Annotated in this window: 17 protein-coding genes and 2 tRNA genes; 10 read left to right on the top strand and 9 right to left on the bottom strand. The window is 57.8% G+C overall.

Features of this window, described 5'->3' with window-relative positions:
• The first annotated feature begins 214 nt into the window (after positions 1-214).
• Both GNG26_RS09610 and sodB read left to right on the top strand, forming a co-directional pair.
• The gene (locus GNG26_RS09610) at positions 215-1,039 is read left to right on the top strand and encodes a C40 family peptidase (protein ID WP_156238519.1); all 825 of its coding nucleotides are present in this window, start codon (positions 215-217) and stop codon (positions 1,037-1,039) included.
• Between the two features lie 122 nt (positions 1,040-1,161).
• A complete protein-coding gene (gene sodB, locus GNG26_RS09605; protein WP_156238518.1) occupies positions 1,162-1,743 on the top strand; it encodes a superoxide dismutase [Fe] in 582 nt (193 codons plus the stop codon).
• 38 nt (positions 1,744-1,781) lie between these two features.
• Here sodB and GNG26_RS09600 read toward each other — a convergent pair whose 3' ends face one another.
• Together GNG26_RS09600 and GNG26_RS09595 are read right to left on the bottom strand one after the other, a co-directional pair.
• Positions 1,782-2,948 (bottom strand): MFS transporter, encoded by a 1,167-nt coding sequence (locus GNG26_RS09600; RefSeq protein WP_156238517.1) that lies wholly within the window; start codon positions 2,946-2,948, stop codon positions 1,782-1,784.
• A 164-nt stretch (positions 2,949-3,112) separates the two neighbouring features.
• On the bottom strand, positions 3,113-3,202 hold the full coding sequence (locus GNG26_RS09595) for a YnhF family membrane protein (RefSeq protein WP_103179357.1): 90 nt from the start codon (positions 3,200-3,202) through the stop codon (positions 3,113-3,115).
• Positions 3,203-3,498: 296 nt separating this feature from the next.
• Here GNG26_RS09595 and purR point away from each other — a divergent pair, with 296 nt between their 5' ends.
• On the top strand, positions 3,499-4,524 hold the full coding sequence (purR, locus tag GNG26_RS09590; protein ID WP_103179356.1) for an HTH-type transcriptional repressor PurR: 1,026 nt from the start codon (positions 3,499-3,501) through the stop codon (positions 4,522-4,524).
• 5 nt (positions 4,525-4,529) lie between these two features.
• Here the strand turns inward: purR and punR are convergent, their stop codons facing one another.
• Positions 4,530-5,453, bottom strand: a complete 924-nt coding sequence (punR, locus tag GNG26_RS09585) for a DNA-binding transcriptional activator PunR (RefSeq protein ID WP_103179355.1) — start codon at positions 5,451-5,453, stop codon at positions 4,530-4,532.
• 115 nt (positions 5,454-5,568) lie between these two features.
• Between punR and punC the strand changes: the two genes are divergently transcribed.
• Both punC and cfa read left to right on the top strand, forming a co-directional pair.
• Positions 5,569-6,765, top strand: a complete 1,197-nt coding sequence (punC, locus tag GNG26_RS09580; RefSeq protein ID WP_156238516.1) for a purine nucleoside transporter PunC — start codon at positions 5,569-5,571, stop codon at positions 6,763-6,765.
• Positions 6,766-7,045: 280 nt separating this feature from the next.
• Positions 7,046-8,194, top strand: coding sequence for a cyclopropane fatty acyl phospholipid synthase (gene cfa / locus GNG26_RS09575; protein ID WP_103823901.1), 1,149 nt, complete (start codon positions 7,046-7,048; stop codon positions 8,192-8,194).
• A 32-nt stretch (positions 8,195-8,226) separates the two neighbouring features.
• On the opposite strand, the gene GNG26_RS09570 is transcribed toward cfa, so the two are convergent.
• On the bottom strand, positions 8,227-8,871 hold the full coding sequence (locus tag GNG26_RS09570; protein WP_114315188.1) for a riboflavin synthase subunit alpha: 645 nt from the start codon (positions 8,869-8,871) through the stop codon (positions 8,227-8,229).
• A 222-nt stretch (positions 8,872-9,093) separates the two neighbouring features.
• On the opposite strand from GNG26_RS09570, the gene mdtK reads away from it, so the two are divergent.
• The 4 genes from mdtK (at position 9,094) to GNG26_RS09550 (ending at position 12,535) form a co-directional block, all read left to right on the top strand.
• On the top strand, positions 9,094-10,467 hold the full coding sequence (gene mdtK, locus GNG26_RS09565; RefSeq protein WP_103823931.1) for an MdtK family multidrug efflux MATE transporter: 1,374 nt from the start codon (positions 9,094-9,096) through the stop codon (positions 10,465-10,467).
• Between the two features lie 151 nt (positions 10,468-10,618).
• Positions 10,619-10,695: transfer RNA gene (locus GNG26_RS09560), tRNA-Val, on the top strand.
• 4 nt (positions 10,696-10,699) lie between these two features.
• Positions 10,700-10,776: transfer RNA gene (locus GNG26_RS09555), tRNA-Val, on the top strand.
• 148 nt (positions 10,777-10,924) lie between these two features.
• Entirely contained in the window at positions 10,925-12,535 is a 1,611-nt protein-coding gene (locus GNG26_RS09550; protein ID WP_156238515.1) for an FAD-NAD(P)-binding protein, read from the top strand.
• On the opposite strand, the gene GNG26_RS09545 is transcribed toward GNG26_RS09550, so the two are convergent.
• The 5 genes from GNG26_RS09545 to GNG26_RS09525 form a co-directional block, all read right to left on the bottom strand.
• Positions 12,522-13,835: an amidase family protein gene (locus tag GNG26_RS09545; protein ID WP_156238514.1), complete on the bottom strand. Its 1,314-nt coding sequence runs from the start codon at positions 13,833-13,835 to the stop codon at positions 12,522-12,524. The two genes, GNG26_RS09550 and GNG26_RS09545, sit on opposite strands and share 14 nt — an antisense overlap.
• Before the next feature lie 58 nt (positions 13,836-13,893).
• Complete coding sequence (hisD, locus tag GNG26_RS09540; protein WP_156238513.1) at positions 13,894-15,204, bottom strand: histidinol dehydrogenase; 1,311 nt, start codon at positions 15,202-15,204, stop codon at positions 13,894-13,896.
• Positions 15,204-16,343, bottom strand: coding sequence for an ester cyclase (locus tag GNG26_RS09535; protein ID WP_156238512.1), 1,140 nt, complete (start codon positions 16,341-16,343; stop codon positions 15,204-15,206). The genes hisD and GNG26_RS09535 overlap by 1 nt, the downstream gene beginning before the upstream one ends.
• A 130-nt stretch (positions 16,344-16,473) precedes the next feature.
• Entirely contained in the window at positions 16,474-17,445 is a 972-nt protein-coding gene (locus tag GNG26_RS09530; protein ID WP_114315192.1) for a nuclear transport factor 2 family protein, read from the bottom strand.
• Positions 17,442-18,512 carry a LacI family DNA-binding transcriptional regulator gene (locus GNG26_RS09525; protein WP_103823895.1) on the bottom strand — a complete coding sequence of 357 codons (1,071 nt, stop codon included), beginning with the start codon at positions 18,510-18,512 and terminating at the stop codon, positions 17,442-17,444. Before GNG26_RS09525 ends, GNG26_RS09530 begins: the two co-directional genes overlap by 4 nt.
• 330 nt (positions 18,513-18,842) lie before the next feature.
• Here GNG26_RS09525 and GNG26_RS09520 point away from each other — a divergent pair, with 330 nt between their 5' ends.
• A complete protein-coding gene (locus GNG26_RS09520) occupies positions 18,843-20,081 on the top strand; it encodes an MFS transporter (RefSeq protein WP_156238511.1) in 1,239 nt (412 codons plus the stop codon).
• Positions 20,082-20,085: the final 4 nt, after the last annotated feature.

Raw genomic sequence — 20,085 nt, 5'->3', positions numbered from 1 at the left:
GTAAAACTACCTTATCCCGTTCCCCCCTGCGTCTTTGCTCAGCGAATGTACAAATCAACCGGTTGAAATTCCGATTTTTTGCACTTGCTAACGAAACGCAGTTTTAGATGCAAAAAGTTTATTAACGCAGGGGCTTTTTATAGATTAGAATCGACAAGTTTTGTAAATCAGACGCAGGATAATTTATATCCAGCTATTACCAGGGGAATGCCCAGTGGCGCGAATAAATAAATTCTCGATCACGCTCTGTGCTTTGCTGTTTTCATCTCTCACCTTCACGCCGGTGGCAAACGCCTCAGAGCAGGCGCGGCCTTCTGCCGCCCACAAAACGCATCTGGCAAAAGCCACCGAACCGAAGAAAAAAAGCAGCACCAGCAAAACCACGAAAAAAGAGAGCACCAGCAAAAAAAGCACCGCCAGTAAAAAGAGCAGCAGCAAAAAAAGCAGCCTCGCTAAAACACAGCCAGCCACCTCCAGTAAGAAAAGCAAAAATTCCTCCCGCAGCGCGCCCCGTACAACTCAAACCGCTTCCCGCGTTGTGACAGAAAAATGTACATCCCGTAAAGGACGTAAAGCGCAGTGCGTGAAAACCAGCAAGACCACGACCCTTGCCGAAGCGCACAAAGTCCGGGTGCAAAAAGCGCAGAAAACGGCGTTAAATAAGCTGATGGGCCAGATTGGTAAACCGTATCGCTGGGGCGGCAGCTCACCGCGTACCGGTTTCGACTGCAGTGGTCTGGTCTATTACGCCTATAAAGATCTGGTGAAGTTCCGCATTCCGCGCACCGCCAACGAAATGTACCATCTGCGTGACGCCTCCCCGGTAGATCGCGGTGAGCTCGAAAGCGGCGATCTGGTGTTCTTCCGCACCCAGGGTCGCGGCACCGCCGATCACGTTGGTGTTTACGTTGGCAACGGCAAATTTATTCAGTCGCCGCGCACCGGCCAGGATATTCAGATCACCTCCCTGAGCGAAGACTACTGGCAGCGCCATTACGTTGGCGCTCGCCGCGTGATGAAGCCCAGCACGCTGCGTTAACCCCCTACCCCGCGGGTAAGCCTGCGGGGTAAGTTCCTCTTTTGTAGGGTCTTTCAATTTGCTACTCTATCCTTACATTCAATATGGTTATTGGATGGTTCACTATAATAAGGAGAGAAGCAATGTCGTTTGAATTACCTGCATTACCGTATGCAAAAGACGCCCTGGCCCCGCATATTTCTGCGGAAACCCTGGAGTATCACTACGGCAAACACCACCAGACCTATGTCACCAACCTGAATAACCTGATCGCCGGCACCCCATTTGAAGGGAAAACCCTGGAAGAGATCGTGCGTAGTTCTGAGGGCGGCATCTTCAATAACGCCGCCCAGGTGTGGAACCACACCTTCTACTGGCACTGCCTGGCGCCTCAGGCCGGTGGCGAACCGACGGGTGATCTGGCTAACGCCATCACCGCCACCTTTGGCAGCTTTGCGGAATTTAAAGCGAAGTTTACCGACGCCGCGGTGAAAAACTTTGGCGCAGGCTGGACCTGGCTGGTGAAAGAGGCGGACGGGAAGCTAGCCATCGTTTCCACGTCCAATGCGGGCACGCCGTTGACCAGCAACGCTACCCCGCTGTTAACGGTGGATGTATGGGAACACGCCTACTACATCGATTACCGTAATGCGCGCCCGAACTACCTTGAGCACTTCTGGGCGCTGGTAAACTGGGAATTTGTTGCGAAGAACTTCGCGGCATAACAAAAAACGCAGAAGGCCGGGCCTTCTGCGTTTTGGTGTTATTCGGCGGCGCAAACCGGTTCAGGTTGTTTTCTGTCGGCCATTAGCACCAGCAGAAGTCCCAGCGCGGCAATGATGGCTCCCATCACCGGAACAAAGCTGTACCCCAGCCCGCCTGAGATCACCGCACCACCTGCCGCCGCACCCAGCGCATTCCCCAGGTTAAACGCCCCGATATTGACGGAAGAGGATAACCCTGGCGCATCGCTTGCCACGCGCATCACGCGCATTTGCAGCGGCGGTACCACCGCAAAGGTCGCCATCCCCCATACCACCATCGCGAACGCCGCCCCCACTTCATTACGTGCCAGCCACGGGATCGCCACCATAATCGCGATCAGCAGCAGTAAAAAGCCTTTCAGGGTGCCGCTTACGGAGCGGTCCGCCAGCTTGCCGCCCAGGAAGTTGCCGAGCGAGAAACCGACGCCAATCAGCACCAGCATCGCGGTAACAAAAGCAGGCGTCGCCTGGTTAATGTCATGCAGAACGGGCGCAATGTAGGTGTAGAGGGTGAACATCGCTCCGGCGCCCAGCACCGTGGTCAGCAAGGCGGAAAGCACCTGCGGGCGCATCAGCACCGCCAGCTCCTTGCGCAACTCCGGCTTTTCGCCCGCGCCGCCCGCAGGGAGGGAGAAGAAGAGCGCGACCATCGAGACCACGCCCAGAAGCGCCGTCGCCAGGAAGGACATCCGCCAGCCGATAGCTTCGCCCATCCACGTTGCGGCAGGTACGCCGCCAATGTTGGCGATGGTGAGCCCCATAAACATGGTTGCTACGGCGCTGGCCTGTTTATGCTTCGGCACCACGCTTGCGGCGACCACCGACCCGAGGCCAAAGAAGGCGCCGTGATTAAGGCTGGTCAAAATACGCGACAGCAACAGGGTGGTGTAATCCGGGGAGAGCGCCGACAGCACGTTACCGACGGTAAAGATCGCCATCAGGAAGATCAGCGCATTACGACGACCGCGATGGGAAAGCAGCAAGGTCATCAGCGGCGCCCCTACCATTACGCCGATAGCGTAGGCGCTGATTAACATGCCCGCAGCGGGAATAGAGACATCCACACCCCGGGCGATAACCGGTAGCAGTCCCATTGGAGAAAACTCGGTGGTGCCGATGCCAAATGCGCCAATGGCCAGGGCCAGCAGCGGAAAATTGATTTTCATACTTCAACTCCGGATACCGTGTCGTCAGGCGACACAGAACAATGAAGGCGAAAGCATGACATCAATCACAAAAAATGAGAAGTTAACAATTTGGCAAAAGATTTTTGCAAGAAGCGTAACAATGAGAGTAAGGAGACGAGGGAGCGTTAACTCCCTCGCAAATATCAGTGCAGCGCAGCCGTCAGTCCGCTGGCAACGATCAGACCCAGAACAATAACGGTGGTAATCAGCGAAAACTTAAGATCGGTACTCATCAATTTTTCTCCTTTTAATCACCCTACGAAGAGTGAGCTTGCTCATTTTTGCACAGTTCAGGGTAAAAATCTTGCTGGATTTAGAATGATATCGATTTTTACTCTTCCCCTTTTGGTCAAGATCAGCCAAAATTCCACGCTAAATTTATTAGCGTACCGGCCATTGACCCCCTCCTGACGTCCTGTGTCGTTTTCCCGGCGTACCGCAATTCAAATTGCGCAATTAGGGCGAGTGAAGGCAAACGTTTACCTATTGGTTTTTCAGGAGCTTAAGATATGGTCTGGAGTGACATCTGATGGCAACAATTAAAGACGTAGCGAAACGCGCAAACGTTTCCACTACAACCGTATCACATGTTATTAACAAAACCCGCTTTGTGGCGGAAGAGACGCGTAACAACGTCTGGGCAGCGATCAAAGAGCTGCACTATTCTCCGAGCGCCGTCGCCCGTAGTCTCAAGGTGAACCACACCAAATCGATCGGCCTGCTGGCGACCAGCAGCGAAGCCCCCTACTTCGCAGAAATTATTGAAGCGGTAGAGAAAAACTGCTTCCAGAAAGGTTATACCCTGATCCTCGGCAACGCCTGGAACAGCCTGGAGAAGCAGCGGGCCTATCTGTCGATGATGGCGCAAAAGCGCGTCGACGGCCTGCTGGTGATGTGCTCGGAATACCCGGAGCCGCTGCTGAAGATGCTGGAAGAGTATCGCAACATCCCGATGGTGGTGATGGACTGGGGCGAAGCGAAAGCCGACTTCACCGACTCGGTCATTGATAACGCCTTTGAAGGTGGCTACATGGCCGGACGTTATCTGATCGAACGCGGTCATCGCGATATCGGCGTCATCCCGGGCGCGCTGGAGCGCAACACCGGCGCCGGTCGTCTGGCCGGTTTTATGAAAGCGATGGAAGAGGCCTTAATCACGGTGCCAGAAAACTGGATCGTCCAGGGCGACTTTGAGCCGGAGTCCGGCTATCGCGCCATGCAGCAGATCCTCTCCCAGACGCCGCGTCCAACCGCTATTTTCTGTGGCGGCGATGTGATGGCGATGGGAGCCCTGTGTGCCGCTGACGAGATGGGGCTGCGCGTGCCGCAGGACGTTTCGCTGATCGGGTATGATAACGTGCGCAACGCCCGTTTCTTCACCCCGGCGCTGACCACCATCCACCAGCCAAAAGATTCGCTGGGCGAGACCGCCTTCAACATGCTGCTCGACCGTATCGTCAACAAACGTGAAGAGTCGCAGTCCATTGAAGTGCACCCGCGTTTGATCGAACGCCGCTCCGTCGCCGATGGCCCGTTCCGCGACTACCGCCGTTGATCCGCTCAGGGAGCCAGTACCTCTGGCTCCCGCAGCCACTCCCTGTTCATCGTTTCACTGTCCCCCAGATAATCCAGCAGCCACGCCAGCGCCGGTGACATGTCGTTTTGTTGCCAGGTGAGGCAGCAGGCCGCATCCGGGAAGGGGTTTTCCAGCGTCAGCTCCACCCATTTGCCGCTGTCTATCCAGGGCCGGGCAAAATGGACCGGCACCATCCCCACGCACAGCCCGGCCGACAGGCAGGTCGCAGACGATTCCCAGTCCGGGGTGACGATCCGCCGTTGGTTGTCCAGCAGCCAGGTGATCCGTTTCGGCAGCGAGCGGGAGGTATCTTCTCGCACCAGCGACGGCCAGTTGCGCAGAGTGTCATCGCTGAGCGGGCCGGGAAGCGCGGCCAGCGGATGGTGGCTGGCCACCACGCAGACCCAGCTTAGCATCCCCATATCGCGAAACGCGTAGCGTCCCCCCACCGGTATCGCCTGGGTCGCGCCGATCGCCATCTCCACCCTGCCGTCCGCCAGCGCATCCCAGACACCGTTAAAGACCTCCTGGGAGACCCGCAGCTCAACGTCAGCGAAGTGGCGATAAAAGTCGACGATCATCTGACGGGTGCGTTCGGGACGAACGATGTTATCCACCGCAATGGAGATATGCCCGCGCCAGCCGTTGGCGATCTGCTGACACTGTTCGCGGGTGATCTGCATTTTTTTGATAACAGAGCGCCCCTCCTTCAGAAACCACAGCCCTGCAGGCGTCAGCTCCACATCACGGTGACGCCGTTCAAACAGCGGCACCGCCAGCCACTCCTCAAGCTGACGCACCGTATAGCTGATGGCTGACGGGACGCGATGTAGCTCCTGCGCCGCGCCGCTGAAGCTGCCGTTACGCGCAACGGCATCCACCACTTCAAGGGAATATTCTGACCACATTTTCTGCCTGCAAAAAATTTGAATGCAACCGCCAAATATTAACGTTTCACAAGCGGGATTGCACTGCCTACACTCAGCGGCTACCTAAACCTGCATCCATAAGGACAATAAAACAATGCAACCCGGGAAAGGATTTTTAGTCTGGCTCGGCGGCCTGAGCGTGCTGGGCTTTCTCGCCACCGATATGTATCTGCCTGCATTCGCCATCATGCAGGCGGATCTGCAAACCCCGGCTGCCGCCATCAGCGCCAGCCTGAGCCTCTTCCTGGCCGGTTTTGCCTTCGCGCAGCTGCTCTGGGGACCGATGTCTGATCGCTTCGGACGCAAGCCGGTTCTGCTGGCTGGCTTAGCCATCTTTGCATTCGGCTGCCTCGGCATGCTGTGGGTACGCGACGCCACCTGGCTGCTGGTGCTGCGCTTCATCCAGGCGGTGGGGGTCTGCGCCGCGGCGGTGACATGGCAGGCGCTGGTGACCGATTACTACCCGGCCTCGCGAACCAACCGCATTTTCGCCACCATCATGCCGCTGGTTGGCTTGTCGCCGGCGCTGGCACCGCTGCTCGGCAGCTGGATCCTCGCCCATTTCAGCTGGCAGGCCATTTTTGCGGTGCTGTTTGCCATTACCCTTGTGCTGATGCTCCCGGCCTTTTTCCTGAAGCCAGTGACGGTAAAAGAGGCGCAGCCAACCTCCCGCGTGACCTTCTTTACCCTGCTTCGCTCCCGGATCTACCGCGGTAACGTGCTGATCTACGCTGCCTGTTCCGCCAGCTTCTTCGCCTGGCTGACCGGCTCGCCGTTTATCCTCAACGATATGGGCTACAGCCCGGCGGTGATTGGCCTGAGCTATGTGCCGCAGACCATCGCCTTCCTGATTGGGGGGTACGGCTGCCGCGCCGCCCTGCAAAAATGGTCGGGTCACCAGATGCTGCCGTGGCTGCTGGGCCTGTTTGCCGTGAGCGTGATCGGCACCTGGGCGATCGGGTTTATTCCGGGCGTCAGCCTGGCGGCGCTGCTAGCCCCCTTCTGCCTGATGGCAGTGGCGAACGGTGCCATCTACCCTATCGTGGTAGCGCAGGCGCTGCGTCCCTTCCCGCAGGCGACCGGCAGCGCGGCGGCGCTGCAGAACACCCTGCAACTGGGACTCTGCTTCCTCGCCAGCCTGCTGGTCTCCTGGCTGATTGCTACCCCGTTGCTCACCACCACCAGCGTAATGGTCGCAACCGTCGTGCTGGCTGCGCTTGGCTATCGGATGCAGTATCTCCCTGCGGGCCAGCAGGATGAGCGCCCGCAGGCCGAATCTTCCCACGCCTGACAGGATAGTTAATTAGCGCGCTAACAATATCTTGTTGAATCACCATGATATCAGTCCTATACTGACTGAAGCGTTCTGATAAATACTACAAATATTAAGTGTTAACGGGAGCCGGAGTGCTCCCGTTTTACCATGGATGGCCTTTCGGCAAGGGTCCTCTCCCTTCCTCTGTTCTACGTCGGATATTAGCCTCACGGGTCACACCGTGAAATTTCTCACTCTCCATAAAGAGCGTCTACGCTGTTTATGGGTTCTGATCACATCAGGTGATGGAGAAGCTATGAGTTCATCGTGTATAGAAGAAGTCAGCATCCGGAATGATGACTGGTTCCGGATAGTCAATGAATTGCTGAGCCGCGCGGGTATCACCATCAACGGCCCGGCATCCTCCGATTTACAAATTAAACACCCCGATTTTTTTAAACGCGTCCTGAAGCAGGGCTCGCTGGGTCTCGGCGAGAGCTACATGGACGGCTGGTGGGAGTGCGAACGGCTGGACATCTTTTTCCACAAGGTGTTGCGCGCGGGTCTGGAATCACAGCTGCCCAGCCACCTGAAGGATACCCTTCGCATCGCCACTGCCCGTCTGTTCAACCTGCAAAGTAAAAAGCGCGCCTGGATTGTCGGCAAAGAGCACTACGATCTTGGCAACGACCTGTTCAGCCGCATGCTCGATCCGGCGATGCAGTACTCCTGCGGTTACTGGAAAGAGGCCACCACGCTTGAGCAGGCGCAGCAGGATAAACTGCGGCTCATCTGCGAAAAACTGCAGCTACAGCCCGGTATGCGGGTACTGGATATCGGCTGCGGCTGGGGTGGTCTGGCAGAGTTTATGGCGCAGCACTATGGCGTGAGCGTAGTCGGCGTGACCATTTCAGCGGAACAGCAACGCATGGCGCAGGCGCGTTGCGCCGGGCTGGATGTGACTATCCTGTTGCAGGATTACCGCGATCTGAACGATCAGTTCGACCGTATTGTCTCGGTGGGGATGTTCGAGCACGTGGGGCCAAAAAACTACAACACCTATTTTGAAGTGGTGGATCGTAACCTGAAGCCGGATGGCCTGTTCCTGCTGCATACCATTGGTTCGAGAAAAACCGACCATCGCGTCGATCCCTGGATAGACAAGTACATCTTTCCGAATGGCTGTTTACCCTCAGTTCGCCAGATTGCCAACGCCAGCGAAGCCCATTTTGTGATGGAGGACTGGCATAATTTTGGCGCTGATTACGATACCACGCTGATGGCCTGGCATGAGCGCTTCATTGCCAGCTGGCCGGAGATCGCCGACAACTATTCTGAACGATTTAAACGGATGTTCAGCTACTATCTGAATGCCTGTGCCGGTGCGTTTCGCGCCCGTGATATTCAGCTGTGGCAGGTGGTATTCAGCCGCGGTGTGGAGCACGGTCTGCGGGTGGCCCGCTAAAAAAGACCCCGGCTTGCCGGGGTCTTTTTTTATCACGCGTCGTTGAGCGTCTGCTGGATAGCGGCGGCCTCTTTGGCCGCCAGTACGCGCTCCACGGTATCCACCACCGCCTGGGTTTGCGGATCGATTTCGATATTCACTCTGTGACCCAGCTTTTTGCTGCCGAGGGTGGTGCGCTGCAGCGTCTCCGGGATCAGGTGGACGCAGAATCGGGTAGGCGTTACTTCACCAACGGTCAGACTGATGCCATCCACGCCAATAAAACCTTTATAGAGGATGTACTTCATCAATGACGGATCCTGCACCTTGAACCAGATTTGACGATTATTTTCTGAGGTGAGGATTTTGGCGATTTCCGCGGTGGTCATAATATGGCCTGACATTAAATGCCCGCCAATTTCGTCGCTGAATTTCGCGGCGCGCTCCACGTTAACAATATCGCCCTCAACCAGGTCGCCCAAATTGGTAATGCGCAGCGTCTCTTTCATTAAATCGAAGCTGATGAGATTACCGTTAATTTCGGTCACCGTCAGGCAACAACCGTTGTGTGCAACCGATGCCCCGGTCTCCAGCCCATCAAGCATCTCATCCGGCAGGGCGACGACATGGGTGCGGAAGTTGGGTTTTTCATCAATGGACACCAGTTTTGCGGTGCCCTGCACAATACCAGTAAACATGCTTACGACTCCTGTTTGTTCCTTCGGTGTTAACACCGTTTAATCTCACCACAATAACAGTTGAAAATAGAGGTTGCCAGTACCCACCTTTTCTGGCGATTTTTTCACTAGATAATTAGCTTATCCCCGCTACAATAGCTGGAATTCCCCGCATCTTCTTCTTGCTGTTTTTCGCAGCGGCTTTTTTTGCATTCAAATAACAACAAAACCAAAGGTGTTCACGTGCAGAAGTACATGAGTGAAGCGCGTCAGTTATTAGCTCTGGCAATCCCGGTGATACTCGCGCAAATCGCCCAGACCTCAATGGGGTTCGTCGATACGGTTATGGCGGGTGGTTACAGCGCCACCGATATGGCCGCGGTAGCCATCGGTACCTCTATCTGGCTACCGGCTATTCTCTTCGGCCACGGCCTGTTGCTGGCCTTGACGCCAGTGATTGCCCAGCTGAACGGCTCCGGGCGGCGGGATCGCATCGCCCATCAGATCCGTCAGGGCTTTTGGCTGGCCGGTCTGGTCTCGGTGTTGATCATGCTGGTGCTATGGAACGCGGGCTATATTATTCACGCCATGCGCAATATTGACCCGGCCCTGGCGGATAAAGCCGTCGGCTATTTACGCGCCCTTCTCTGGGGGACGCCGGGTTATTTATTCTTCCAGGTGATGCGTAATCAGTGCGAAGGTCTGGCGAAGACCAAACCGGGCATGGTGATGGGCTTTATCGGCCTGCTGGTCAATATTCCGGTGAACTACATCTTTATTTACGGTCATTTCGGCATGCCTGAACTGGGCGGCATCGGCTGCGGTGTTGCCACGGCGGCAGTCTACTGGGTGATGTTCTTCGGCATGCTCTCTTATGTGAAGCGTGCCCGCTCCATGCGTGATATCCGTAACAAAGCGGGTTTCAGCCAGCCGGACATGGAGGTGGTCAAACGTCTGGTGCAGCTGGGCCTGCCTATCGCGCTGGCGCTCTTTTTCGAGGTGACGCTGTTCGCGGTGGTCGCGCTGCTCGTCTCCCCGCTGGGGATTGTGGATGTGGCCGGGCACCAGATCGCCCTTAACTTCAGCTCGCTGATGTTCGTTCTGCCGCTGTCGCTTGCTGCCGCGGTGACCATTCGCGTCGGTTATCGCCTCGGTCAGGGCTCCACGCTGGATGCGCAAATCGCAGCCCGGACCGGCATTGGCGTAGGCATGTGCATGGCCGTCTGCACCGCGCTGTTCACCGTCACGCTGCGCGAGCAGATTGCCCTGCTCTATAACGATAACCCGGAAGTGGTGCTGCTGGCCTCCCATCTGATGCTGCTCGCGGCCGTGTACCAGCTTTCCGATTCAATCCAGGTGATCGGCAGCGGCGTGCTGCGAGGTTATAAAGATACGCGGTCGATCTTCTTTATCACCTTTATCGCCTACTGGGTGCTGGGTCTGCCGAGCGGCTATATTCTGGCGCTCACCGATCTGGTGGTGGATCGTATGGGCCCGGCCGGTTTCTGGATGGGCTTTATCATCGGTCTGACCTCCGCCGCCGTTATGATGATGCTGCGCATGCGTTTTTTACAGCGCCAGCCATCCAGCGTGATTTTGCAACGCGCTGCACGTTAATCACCCGCCAGCCGCCTGCGGGCGGCTACTTTCTCTTCATTTTGCGCGGGAATAGAGCAATCGCGTGAAATCTGAAAGAAAATTGCGGTTTGCCTCTTGCCTCATGCGACCACTGCCGCTAATATCCGTCCCCGTTGTCACACACAACAATGCGTTCATAGCTCAGTTGGTTAGAGCACCACCTTGACATGGTGGGGGTCGTTGGTTCGAGTCCAATTGAACGCACCATTCTGCGTCCGTAGCTCAGTTGGTTAGAGCACCACCTTGACATGGTGGGGGTCGGTGGTTCGAGTCCACTCGGACGCACCATTTCAGTTCTGAAATGGTGCAATCCCTCTTCTTCTCTGATTTATCACTTTCGCTTCGTTTCTGAGTTGCTCATCACCCGTTTTCTACCACACTTAACCTGCATAGCATTTTTCCCATGGATTCGGTAAAAAAACAGCAGGTAAACACAATGAAAAAAATTGCCATTGTCGGAGCAGGTCCCACGGGGATCTATACCCTCTTTTCTCTTCTGAAACTGAATACACCGCTTTCCGTTACCGTTTATGAACAGGCTGAAGAGGCCGGCGTCGGGATGCCCTATAGCGATGAAGATAACTCGCGCATGATGCTGGCCAACATCGCCAGCATTGAGATCCCGCCCCTTTTCTCCACCTACCTCGCGTGGCTGCGCACCCAGAGCGAGGCGCATCTTGCGCGCTACGGCGTGCAGAAATCCACCCTGCACGACCGACAGTTCCTGCCGCGCATTCTGCTGGGCCAGTATTTCCGTGACCAGTTCCAGGCGCTCATCGCACAGGCACGAAAACAGGGCTTCGAGATCACCGTCCAGGAGTCCTGTCAGGTGAGCGATCTGCTGGCCAGCACCGAGGGGGTGAGCATCTGGACCGACGGCAAACTCACTCCTGACCAGTTCGAGCTGGCGGTGATCGCCACCGGCCACGTCTGGCCGGACGAAGATACCTCTCCACGCGACTTCTTCCCGAGCCCCTGGTCCGGGCTGATGGAGGCCAGTATCGGCGCGGGCAAGGTGGGCATTTTAGGTACCTCCCTGAGCGGACTGGACGCGGCAATGGCCGTCGCCGTACAGCATGGCAAATTCATTGAGACCGATGACGAGCAGATCCACTACCGGCTCGATGAGAAGAGCGAGGCGCTGAAGATTGTGCTGATGTCCCGCTCTGGCATCCTGCCCGAAGCCGATTTCTACTGTCCTATCCCTTACGAGCCTTTAACCGTGGTTACGGAAACGGCCATCGAGGCGGCGATCCAGCAGGGCACCACCGGCCTGCTCGACCGGGTGTTCAGGCTGATGGTTGAAGAGCTGAAGCAGGCCGACCCGCAGTGGAGCAAGGCGATCGCCCTGGACATCCTCACCGCCGACAGCATCCGCGACGCCTGGTTTGCCGATCGCCAGAAGCATGGCCCGTTCCGCTGGGCGGTCTCTAACCTGGATGAAGTGGAGCGCAACAAGCGGGACCGCCGCACGTTGCCGTGGCGCTACACCGTGTTGCGGCTGCATGAGGCTGTGGAGAAGATTGTGCCCTACCTGGATGAGACCGACAGAGAACGTTTCAAAACGGGGCTGGCGCGGGTGTTTATCGACAATTATGCGGCGATCCCCTCACGGTCGGTGCGCCGACTGCTGGCCCTGCGCGAGGCGGGCATCATCAGCATCGAGGCGCTGGGCAATGAGTATGAACTGGCCGCAGAAGAGACCCGGACGGTCATTCACGCCGAGGGTAAACGCTGGATCTTTGATACCTTTATCGACGCCCGCGGGCAAAAAGCGCTGAAAAGCAAAGACCTGCCGTTCCCTTCCCTGCGCGAACAGCTTGTCTCTGCGGGAGAAGATATCCCCGACGTCGGCGACGATTACACTTTGCTGGCACCGGAGTACCTGCGCGGGCGCATCGCCTTCGGCGCCCTGCCCTATCTGATGCACGATCGTCCCTTTGTCCAGGGTCTGGTGGCTTGTGCGGAGATCGGCGAAGCGATGGCGAAAGCCGCCGTTCAGCCCGCCTCCCGCGTACGCAGGCGATTGCCGTTTATGGCGGAGTAAAGGCGGTTTCGCAGGCGGCGGCCAACGCCAGCAGCGGAGATTCATCGGCTGCGGGAGAGAGAATTTCCAGCCCCACGGGAAAGCCGCTGCACGTTCTGCCGCAAGGAAGCGTGATCGCGGCGAAACCGCTGATGGCCGCCAGCTCAGGCGCACATCCGGGCGGCATCTTCTCCAGGCTGTTAGGTATACGGCATACCGTTGGGTAAAGGTAAGCGTCGACTCCCGCCTGCTCAGCTACCTGACCAAGAGTGTGGCGCAGCCGACGCCGCAGCTCTCTTTCGGCGCGCCACGCCGGGGTTTTTAGTTTGTCGCTGGCGAGCATCCGGGTCAGCAGCGGCAAAAACTCCGGTAAAAATTGCCCGGATGCCACAATCGCATGCAGATCCGTCGGCGCCCCTGGCTGCCGCTTTAACCAGGCATCGAACCCCACGCGAAATTCGAACAGGCTCAGGCAGGTTGCTTCCTCCACGTCGCGCAGTATCGGCAGGTCGATCTCCGTAAGCGTTGCGCCGTGACGCGCAAGCTGCGCGAGGGCGGCATGCCATACCTCTCCCAGGTGTGAGTCGCTCCCTTGCAGGGTGCGGAGCACCCCAAAACGCACCCCTTTCAGCGAAACGGGTTCAAGGGTCCGTGGCGTCTGGCCGTGAATAATCCAGTGCAGCAGGGCCGCATCCTGCACGCTATGTACCATCGGCCCCACCGTGTCTTTACTGAGAGAGAGCGGCGCGATGCCCTCCATTTGCACCCTGCGCACCCGCGGTCTTAACCCCACCAGCCCGGTATAGCTGCACGGGATGCGGATCGAACCGCCGGTATCGGTTCCTAACGCCCCCTCCGCCATCCCTGCCGCTACCGCCGCCGCGCTGCCACCGCTGGAGCCGCCTGCCGTGATGCCTGGGAAAAGCGGATGATGTACATCGCCGCCAAGGGAGCTGCGGGAGCGGACGTCGAAGGCAAACTCGGACATATTGGCCCGGGCCAGAATTATCGCCCCGGCAGCCCGCAGACGGCGCACCACCAGCGCATCCCCTGTGGACCGAAGCGCGGCCAGGGCCTGACACCCTGCCGTTATCGGCAGTCCGGTGCAGGCGATATTATCTTTGACGATCAGCGGCACGCCGTGTAGCGGCCCCAGCAGCTGGCCGCGACGCCGCAGCGACTGGCAGATGTGCGCCTGGGCCTGCGCCTCCGGGTTGATGCCGAGGATTGCGTTCAGCTGCGGCTGCCCGGCGATGATCGCCAGCCGTCGGGCTATCTCTTCGGGGGCATCCCTGGGGGGAATCAACCGACTCTTTTGCATATTGTCCTCTTCACAGTCATGCCGGGGGCCAGCGCAGCGCGCTGACCTCCCGTTGCAATCAGTCCCGCAGCCCGGAGGTGATGGCATCCAGCGCTTCCGGATGCAGACGGATCTCCGCGGCGCGACGGTGCCCCTGCATCCCCTCGGTACGGCTCTGGCGAATGGCCGGTTCCGCAATCGCCGCGATGCCCTGCTCATCGATCCACTGATGGGTACAGATTTTAACGTAAGCCCCCACCCACAGCCCGCCGGTGTAACGTGCTGCCGCCATGGTTGGCAGGGTGTGGTTGGTGCCGCAACATTTGTCCGAGAAGACCACGCTTGCGTTCTGGCCGATAAACAGCGAGCCATAATTGCGGATTTTCGCCGCCGTGCTGTGCGGGTCGCGGGTATGGACCTGCAGATGCTCGGTCGCCATATGATCCGCAAAGGCGATCAGCTGCTCTTCGCTGTCGCAGACCACAATTTCTCCCTGACGACGCCAGGCTTCGCCCGCGGTCGCGGCGGTAGGCAGCGTCATCAGCTGGCGCTCAATTTCTGACAGCACCCCCTCGGCGATTGCCCGGCTGGTGGTTGCCAGCCCGACGCGAGTGTGGACATCATGCTCGGCCTGCGCCAGCAGATCGGCGGCAATAATGCGCGCATCGGCGCTGTCGTCGGCGACGGTGAAGATCTCGCTCGGCCCCGCCAGGGCATCAATCCCCACTTTGCCAAACACCTGGCGCTTGGCCTCGTTCACAAAGGCGTTGCCCGGTCCGACAATTTTGTCCACTGCCGGTACGCTCTCCGTTCCCCAGGCCATGGCCGCCACCGCCTGAGCGCCGCCAATTTTAAAGATCCGATGGGCCCCGGCCAGGTGACAGACCGCAATCATCGACGGGTGTGCCGCGGGCGGCAGACAGGCGATGATCTGTTCGCATCCGGCAACCGTGGCGGGCACGATGGACATCACCGACGCGGAGAGGATCGGATAGCGGCCCCCCGGCACATAACACCCCACCGTCTGAACCGGAATAATCCGGTGCCCCAGATGCACGCCAGGCAGGGTTTCCACCTCCAGCGGCTGCATGGTGGCAAGCTGAGCCTCGGCAAAGCGCCTGACCTGGGCGATGGCAAACTCGCTGTCGCGGCGGGTCTGCGGGTCCATCTCGCGCAGCGCGGTCTCAATCTCCTTGGCCGTGACTTCAAACTGCGCGGGCACCACCTTATCAAACTGCCGCGAGAAATCTCTCAGGGCCGCGTCGCCCTCGTCTTTTACCCGCGCAATAATGCCACCGACCGTGTCGGTTAACGATTTGTCGGCCTGCGCATCCTGCCCCTGGGGACGTTTGATCCAGCTCACCTGGTCAACAATTGACTGTACAGACATTATGCTTCCTCCATTTGACCCAGTTTGATTTGTGCCAGCAGCGCCAGGTGATCGTAAAGCACCCACTCGTCGACAATTTTGCCGTTAATAATGTGGTAGTGAGACATCCCCATCACGAACAGACGTTTACCGGTCGGTTTACCCAGCTCGCCGTAGCCCAGGTGGTGACCCTCGATGATCCAGCGTATCGCTACTTTCGTGCCGCCTTCGTCGCACGGGTTGGAGCAGATGTGCTGCGGCAGCCAGGCGCCGTCAGGGATCATGCCGATCAGGGCCAGGGTCTGGTGCGTCACCGACGCAGTGCCGTACAGCTCTTTCATCAGCGGGCCATGCCACTGAACGTTCGGCGCGTAGACCTCTTTGATCTTGCCGAGCATCCGGCGGTTATAGATTTCGTGCATCCAGCGCAGGCACTGCTCTTCGGTGTCGGTATGGGCGATGGAGACATCGCAGACCATCTCCGGCGGATACTGCCCCAGCATGCGGCCGTTTTCACCGATGTCGGTAACGCGAAAGCCCTTGTCGAACTGCTCTTTCGCCATGTTAAAGGCGATCTCATCGGTGTTCAGTCCCAGCTGCTTCATCAGCGACATGTTGTCGCTCACCACCCACTCGCGATAGATCTTGTTCTCGTGGATCATGCAGTCGGCCACGGTGCGGGTGACGAACGTTCGGTTGGTCGGTTTGCCAAGGTGGCTGAACTGGGTATGGCGCCCGCTGCCGGTCACCAGGTGCGAGGTGTAAAAACCGTCCACGTCGTTACCGTTCCAGATCACCTGGGTCGCCATGCCGCGGCGCTCCGGAAAAGCCACCAGGCGTTGCAGCGTATCCTGCACCACCTGCTCGCGGGTATAGAGAGTACCCAGCGCGTTATATAAGACGCAGTTGTGCGTATAGTGGGTGTAAATTAATCCTACGTCGCGTTCATCCCATATTTTATGGGTGCAGCGAACAATATAATCGACTATGTCGGTATAACACTCATCGAACCCGCGTAATGATTGCGCCCGCGGACGTTTCTGCGGCACTAAATCAATAAAGTCGCGACGCTCAACCTGTAATACCGGTTCATCACGGGTGAGCTTATTATTTTTTTCAGGTACGGCTGGTGCTTTATTTGTTGCTTCAGTTGAAGACATATAAACCCCTGCTTCTGTTTTCAGACAATACGATCCCGCACCCGGAATGGATGGAGAATGGAGCCGCAATATTTATTGCGGCGGATTTAAAAACGTTCAGGTAAGAAATATAGCGGAGGCGGACCTCCGGTTAATTGACGATTTGCGACCAGATAGCTAATTCATCAATACCAAGATATTCGCGAATAATTAAACCATCGCGTAATTCAAGCTGACTGATACCGGTGATCGATACCGGCTTACGGGTCGGCACGCCAAACTTGCCATATCCGTCGTGCCAGGTCAGGAGCGACCAGCGCAGCGAAATGCGCACCGGCTCGCCAGGGTCGCGGCGCACGATAAGGTGGTGCAGCTGCACTTCGCTGTCGGCAAAAGAGGCGCGGTATCCCGACAGTAGTGCAGCAATCTCCTGCTCTCCCGTGCCGCTGCAGTGGCCCGGCGCGTAGAGCGTGGCGGCAGGATGATACAGACCCGGCACGGTGCCGCTGTTACCGCCCGCCCACATGGTGAGATAGCGCTCTACTACTCCGGCAATCGGCCCTTCGACATCATCCCCTTCCGGGCCACCCGCCCAGCGGGCGTCCAGCGTTTCGGCGGTCGCCCGGGGAATACCCAGCTGCTCCTGCATGCCCGCCAGATTGCGCGCAAATTCCTGCACGTTGAGTCCGAGCTGAGCGACAATCGCCGCTCTGTCCTGCAAAAGCCACTCCTGGCGCACCGCGCCGTCGGCACAGATACGGTCGGCCCAGGTGCGCACCCAGAGGGTTTTGCCGCTGGGTGCGCCGAAGAAGCCTTCGCCCATATGGCGAATGCAGGCGATGGTACGCTGGGCGGCGTAGTACTCATTGCCGGGATTCTCGGTCGCCAGAATGTCTTCTGTCAGCACGGTGCGCTGGGGAAAGCTGTGCATCGCCTCCAGGGTCAGGCGCATAAACTGCGGCAGATCGGTTAGCTGTTTTTCCGGGGTGATAAAGACCACCGGCGTAGCGTAGAAGTCGGCAAGCTGGCCGATATCCTTTTGTTCCCAGACCACATGCGTCAGGGTGAGAATAAACTGTTGGATGGAATCGAACTGGGGGCTGAAGCCCGGCAATCTGCTCATTTGTCCTCCTGCGTCTGGAACATGTAATAACCCTCGGCGTCGATAGCCCCCGCATGCGGTCGGCGCGCGGAGTGGCGTACCACCAGTTTGCCCGGCACGGTAATTTGTTCAGGTTCGATCGTACCGCTGTCGATCTGCTTCATCAGCAGCTCCACCGTGGCGCTGACCATCGCCTCGACGGGCTGTGACGCGGAAGTTAATGCATAGGATGCCCAGCCGGAGGGGCCGATATCGTCGTAACCCACAATAGAGACATCTTCCGGGATGCGCAGGCCAAACTCGTAGCGCGCCACGTCCATGACGATCACTGCCATATGGTCATTGGCGACAAAAATGGCGTCCGGCGCGGGGGATGCAGAGAAGAGCGCATAGGCCGCTCGGGCCGTCTCCTGGGCATCGTAATTGCCGTTCACCACCCGGACATCGTCAATGCCCTGCTCCTGCAAAGCCTGCAAATACCCGCGCTGACGGGCGATGTTGACGGACGAGTCCGCCACCCCGCCTACGTAGGCAAAGCGTTTATGTCCTGCCGCCAGTAAAAATTCGGCAATCTGGCGGGATGCCGCCTCGTTATTGCTGTTAACGCTCGATGCCATTCCGCTCTCTTCGCTGCGGTTAAACAGCACCACCGGGATCCCGGCGGCAAGGCACTCCTGGGAGAGGTCGAGCGACAGGGTGACCGAAGCCAGCACGATGCCGTCCACCCGGTACTGCATGATCTGGTCGAAAATCCGGTCAACATTCCCGTCGCGATCGCCGACAAACAGCAGCAGGTGATAGTTAAGGGTGTCCAGCTTTTGCGCCAGCGCCTCAAGCACCTGGGGGTAAAACTGGTTATCAAAATAGGAGATCACCACGCCGATGATCCGCGAGCGGGCCGTGTTAAGCGAGCGGGCGATGGCGTTAGGCCGATAGCCCAGCTCACGCGCCGCCTTGAGCACCTTCTCACGCGTTGCCGGTGAGATGCTCGCCCCCGGCGTGAAGGTGCGGGACACCGCCGATTGTGATACTCCCGCCAGCTGCGCCACCTGCTGAGAGGTCACCGCTGTAAAAGTCTTACGTTTCATTACCGTGAGTTCCTTATCCCTGTGACTCCCCTCATCGGCACTTGTGGCAGGGCTATTCCCTGTCACCGCGCCGCAGGAAGCGGGTACTTTTTATACTTACACCATGTTTGCATGCGTATGCAACAGCCTAAATTATTTTTTTCACAATGGTGATAAACGACCTTTACAAATTTGAAACCTTTTCGTAACTTCAATTTTTGAATACGTATGCAGAGCAATATTCACACCGTCAATTGTACCGGGCAGCCTGGTCAGTATCCAAAGGGATTGAGCCGGTAAACGTTGTACTTGACTGGTTTTAACCCATTACGTTTTAAGAGGTTCACAACCATGTTTCGAGCACTGTTACGCCGACCCGAAGCCCGGCTCTTTTTTATCATCAGCGTGTTGTTTTTTATCTGTATTCACAGCATTGATGCGTTCCTGGCCCCGATGATGATCAACCAGGGGATGGAGCCGCAGGTGATGGGGATCATCATGGGGGCCAGCGGCCTCGCCACGCTGCTGATCCGCTTTCCGCTGGGGATTGTTTCCGATGTGGTGAAGAGTCGAAAAATCTTTATCCAGGGGGCGCTGGTCCTGCCGATTATCGCCTGGCCACTGGCATGGCTGGAGCCTAACGCCCTCACCCTCTATCTGGCGAAGGCGGCTGACGGCGTCACCGCTGCCACCTGGGTGCTCTACAACATTCTCTTTATTCGCTATTTTGACCGCAAAGATGCCCCTGCTGCGGTGGCCTTTCTGGCGCTGGCAGGGCCGCTGGGGGTGTTTCTCGGCAACTGCATTGGGGGTCTGTTGATTCACTATTTTGAGAACAACATCGCATTTTTCGTCTCCTGCGTCTCGGCGCTGGTGGCGCTGCTTCTCACCACCCGCATCCAGGATGTACACGATCCGGTCAAAGCCCCGACGCTGAAAGCCTGTATCGCCGGTGCCCGCCTGCAGTTGGCCGACCGTTCGGTGTGGCTGATCGGTATCCTGGCGACCCTCGTTATCCTGGTGCCTTTTGCTACCCGCGATACGCTGACGCCGATCTATGCCGAGCAGTTAGGCGGGCGTGCCGGGATCTTAACCCTGCTGAGTAACATCCATCTGATCTTCTACGCCCTCGCCATCGCCCTGTGCAGCAGCCTCTTTTATCAGCGCCTTGGGCTGATGAAGACGGCGGTGCTGGGCATTGTCCTGCAGGTGTTGTCGACCTTAGGCATCCCCTTCACCAGCAATATGTATGTCATCTATCTGTTGCAGGCGCTGGCGGGCTTCTCGTTCGGGATGGCGTTCGCGGCCTTTATGTCCCTGAGCGTGGTCAATACCACTTCCGATGAGCAGTCCACGCGCATGGGTCTGTTCCAGACCATCTACTCCTGCGGCATGTTTGCCGGGCCGGTGATCATGGGCGTGATGATGCAGCACATTAATCTGTCGTCCGGCTATCTCTTTATTGCTGGCCTGTCGGTTATCGCGGCCATTGCCACCCCGCTCTCCGTGCGCTGGGTGAATAGTCGTAAAACGCCGCCGTCTGCGGAATTATCCCTTAACGCCCCACTCGCGCCCGCGCGCGACCAGTAATATT

The sequence above is a fragment of the Leclercia sp. J807 genome (assembly GCF_009734465.1).
In the GTDB taxonomy this organism is placed as follows: domain Bacteria; phylum Pseudomonadota; class Gammaproteobacteria; order Enterobacterales; family Enterobacteriaceae; genus Enterobacter.
This window is presented reverse-complemented; position numbering and strand designations above follow the sequence as displayed.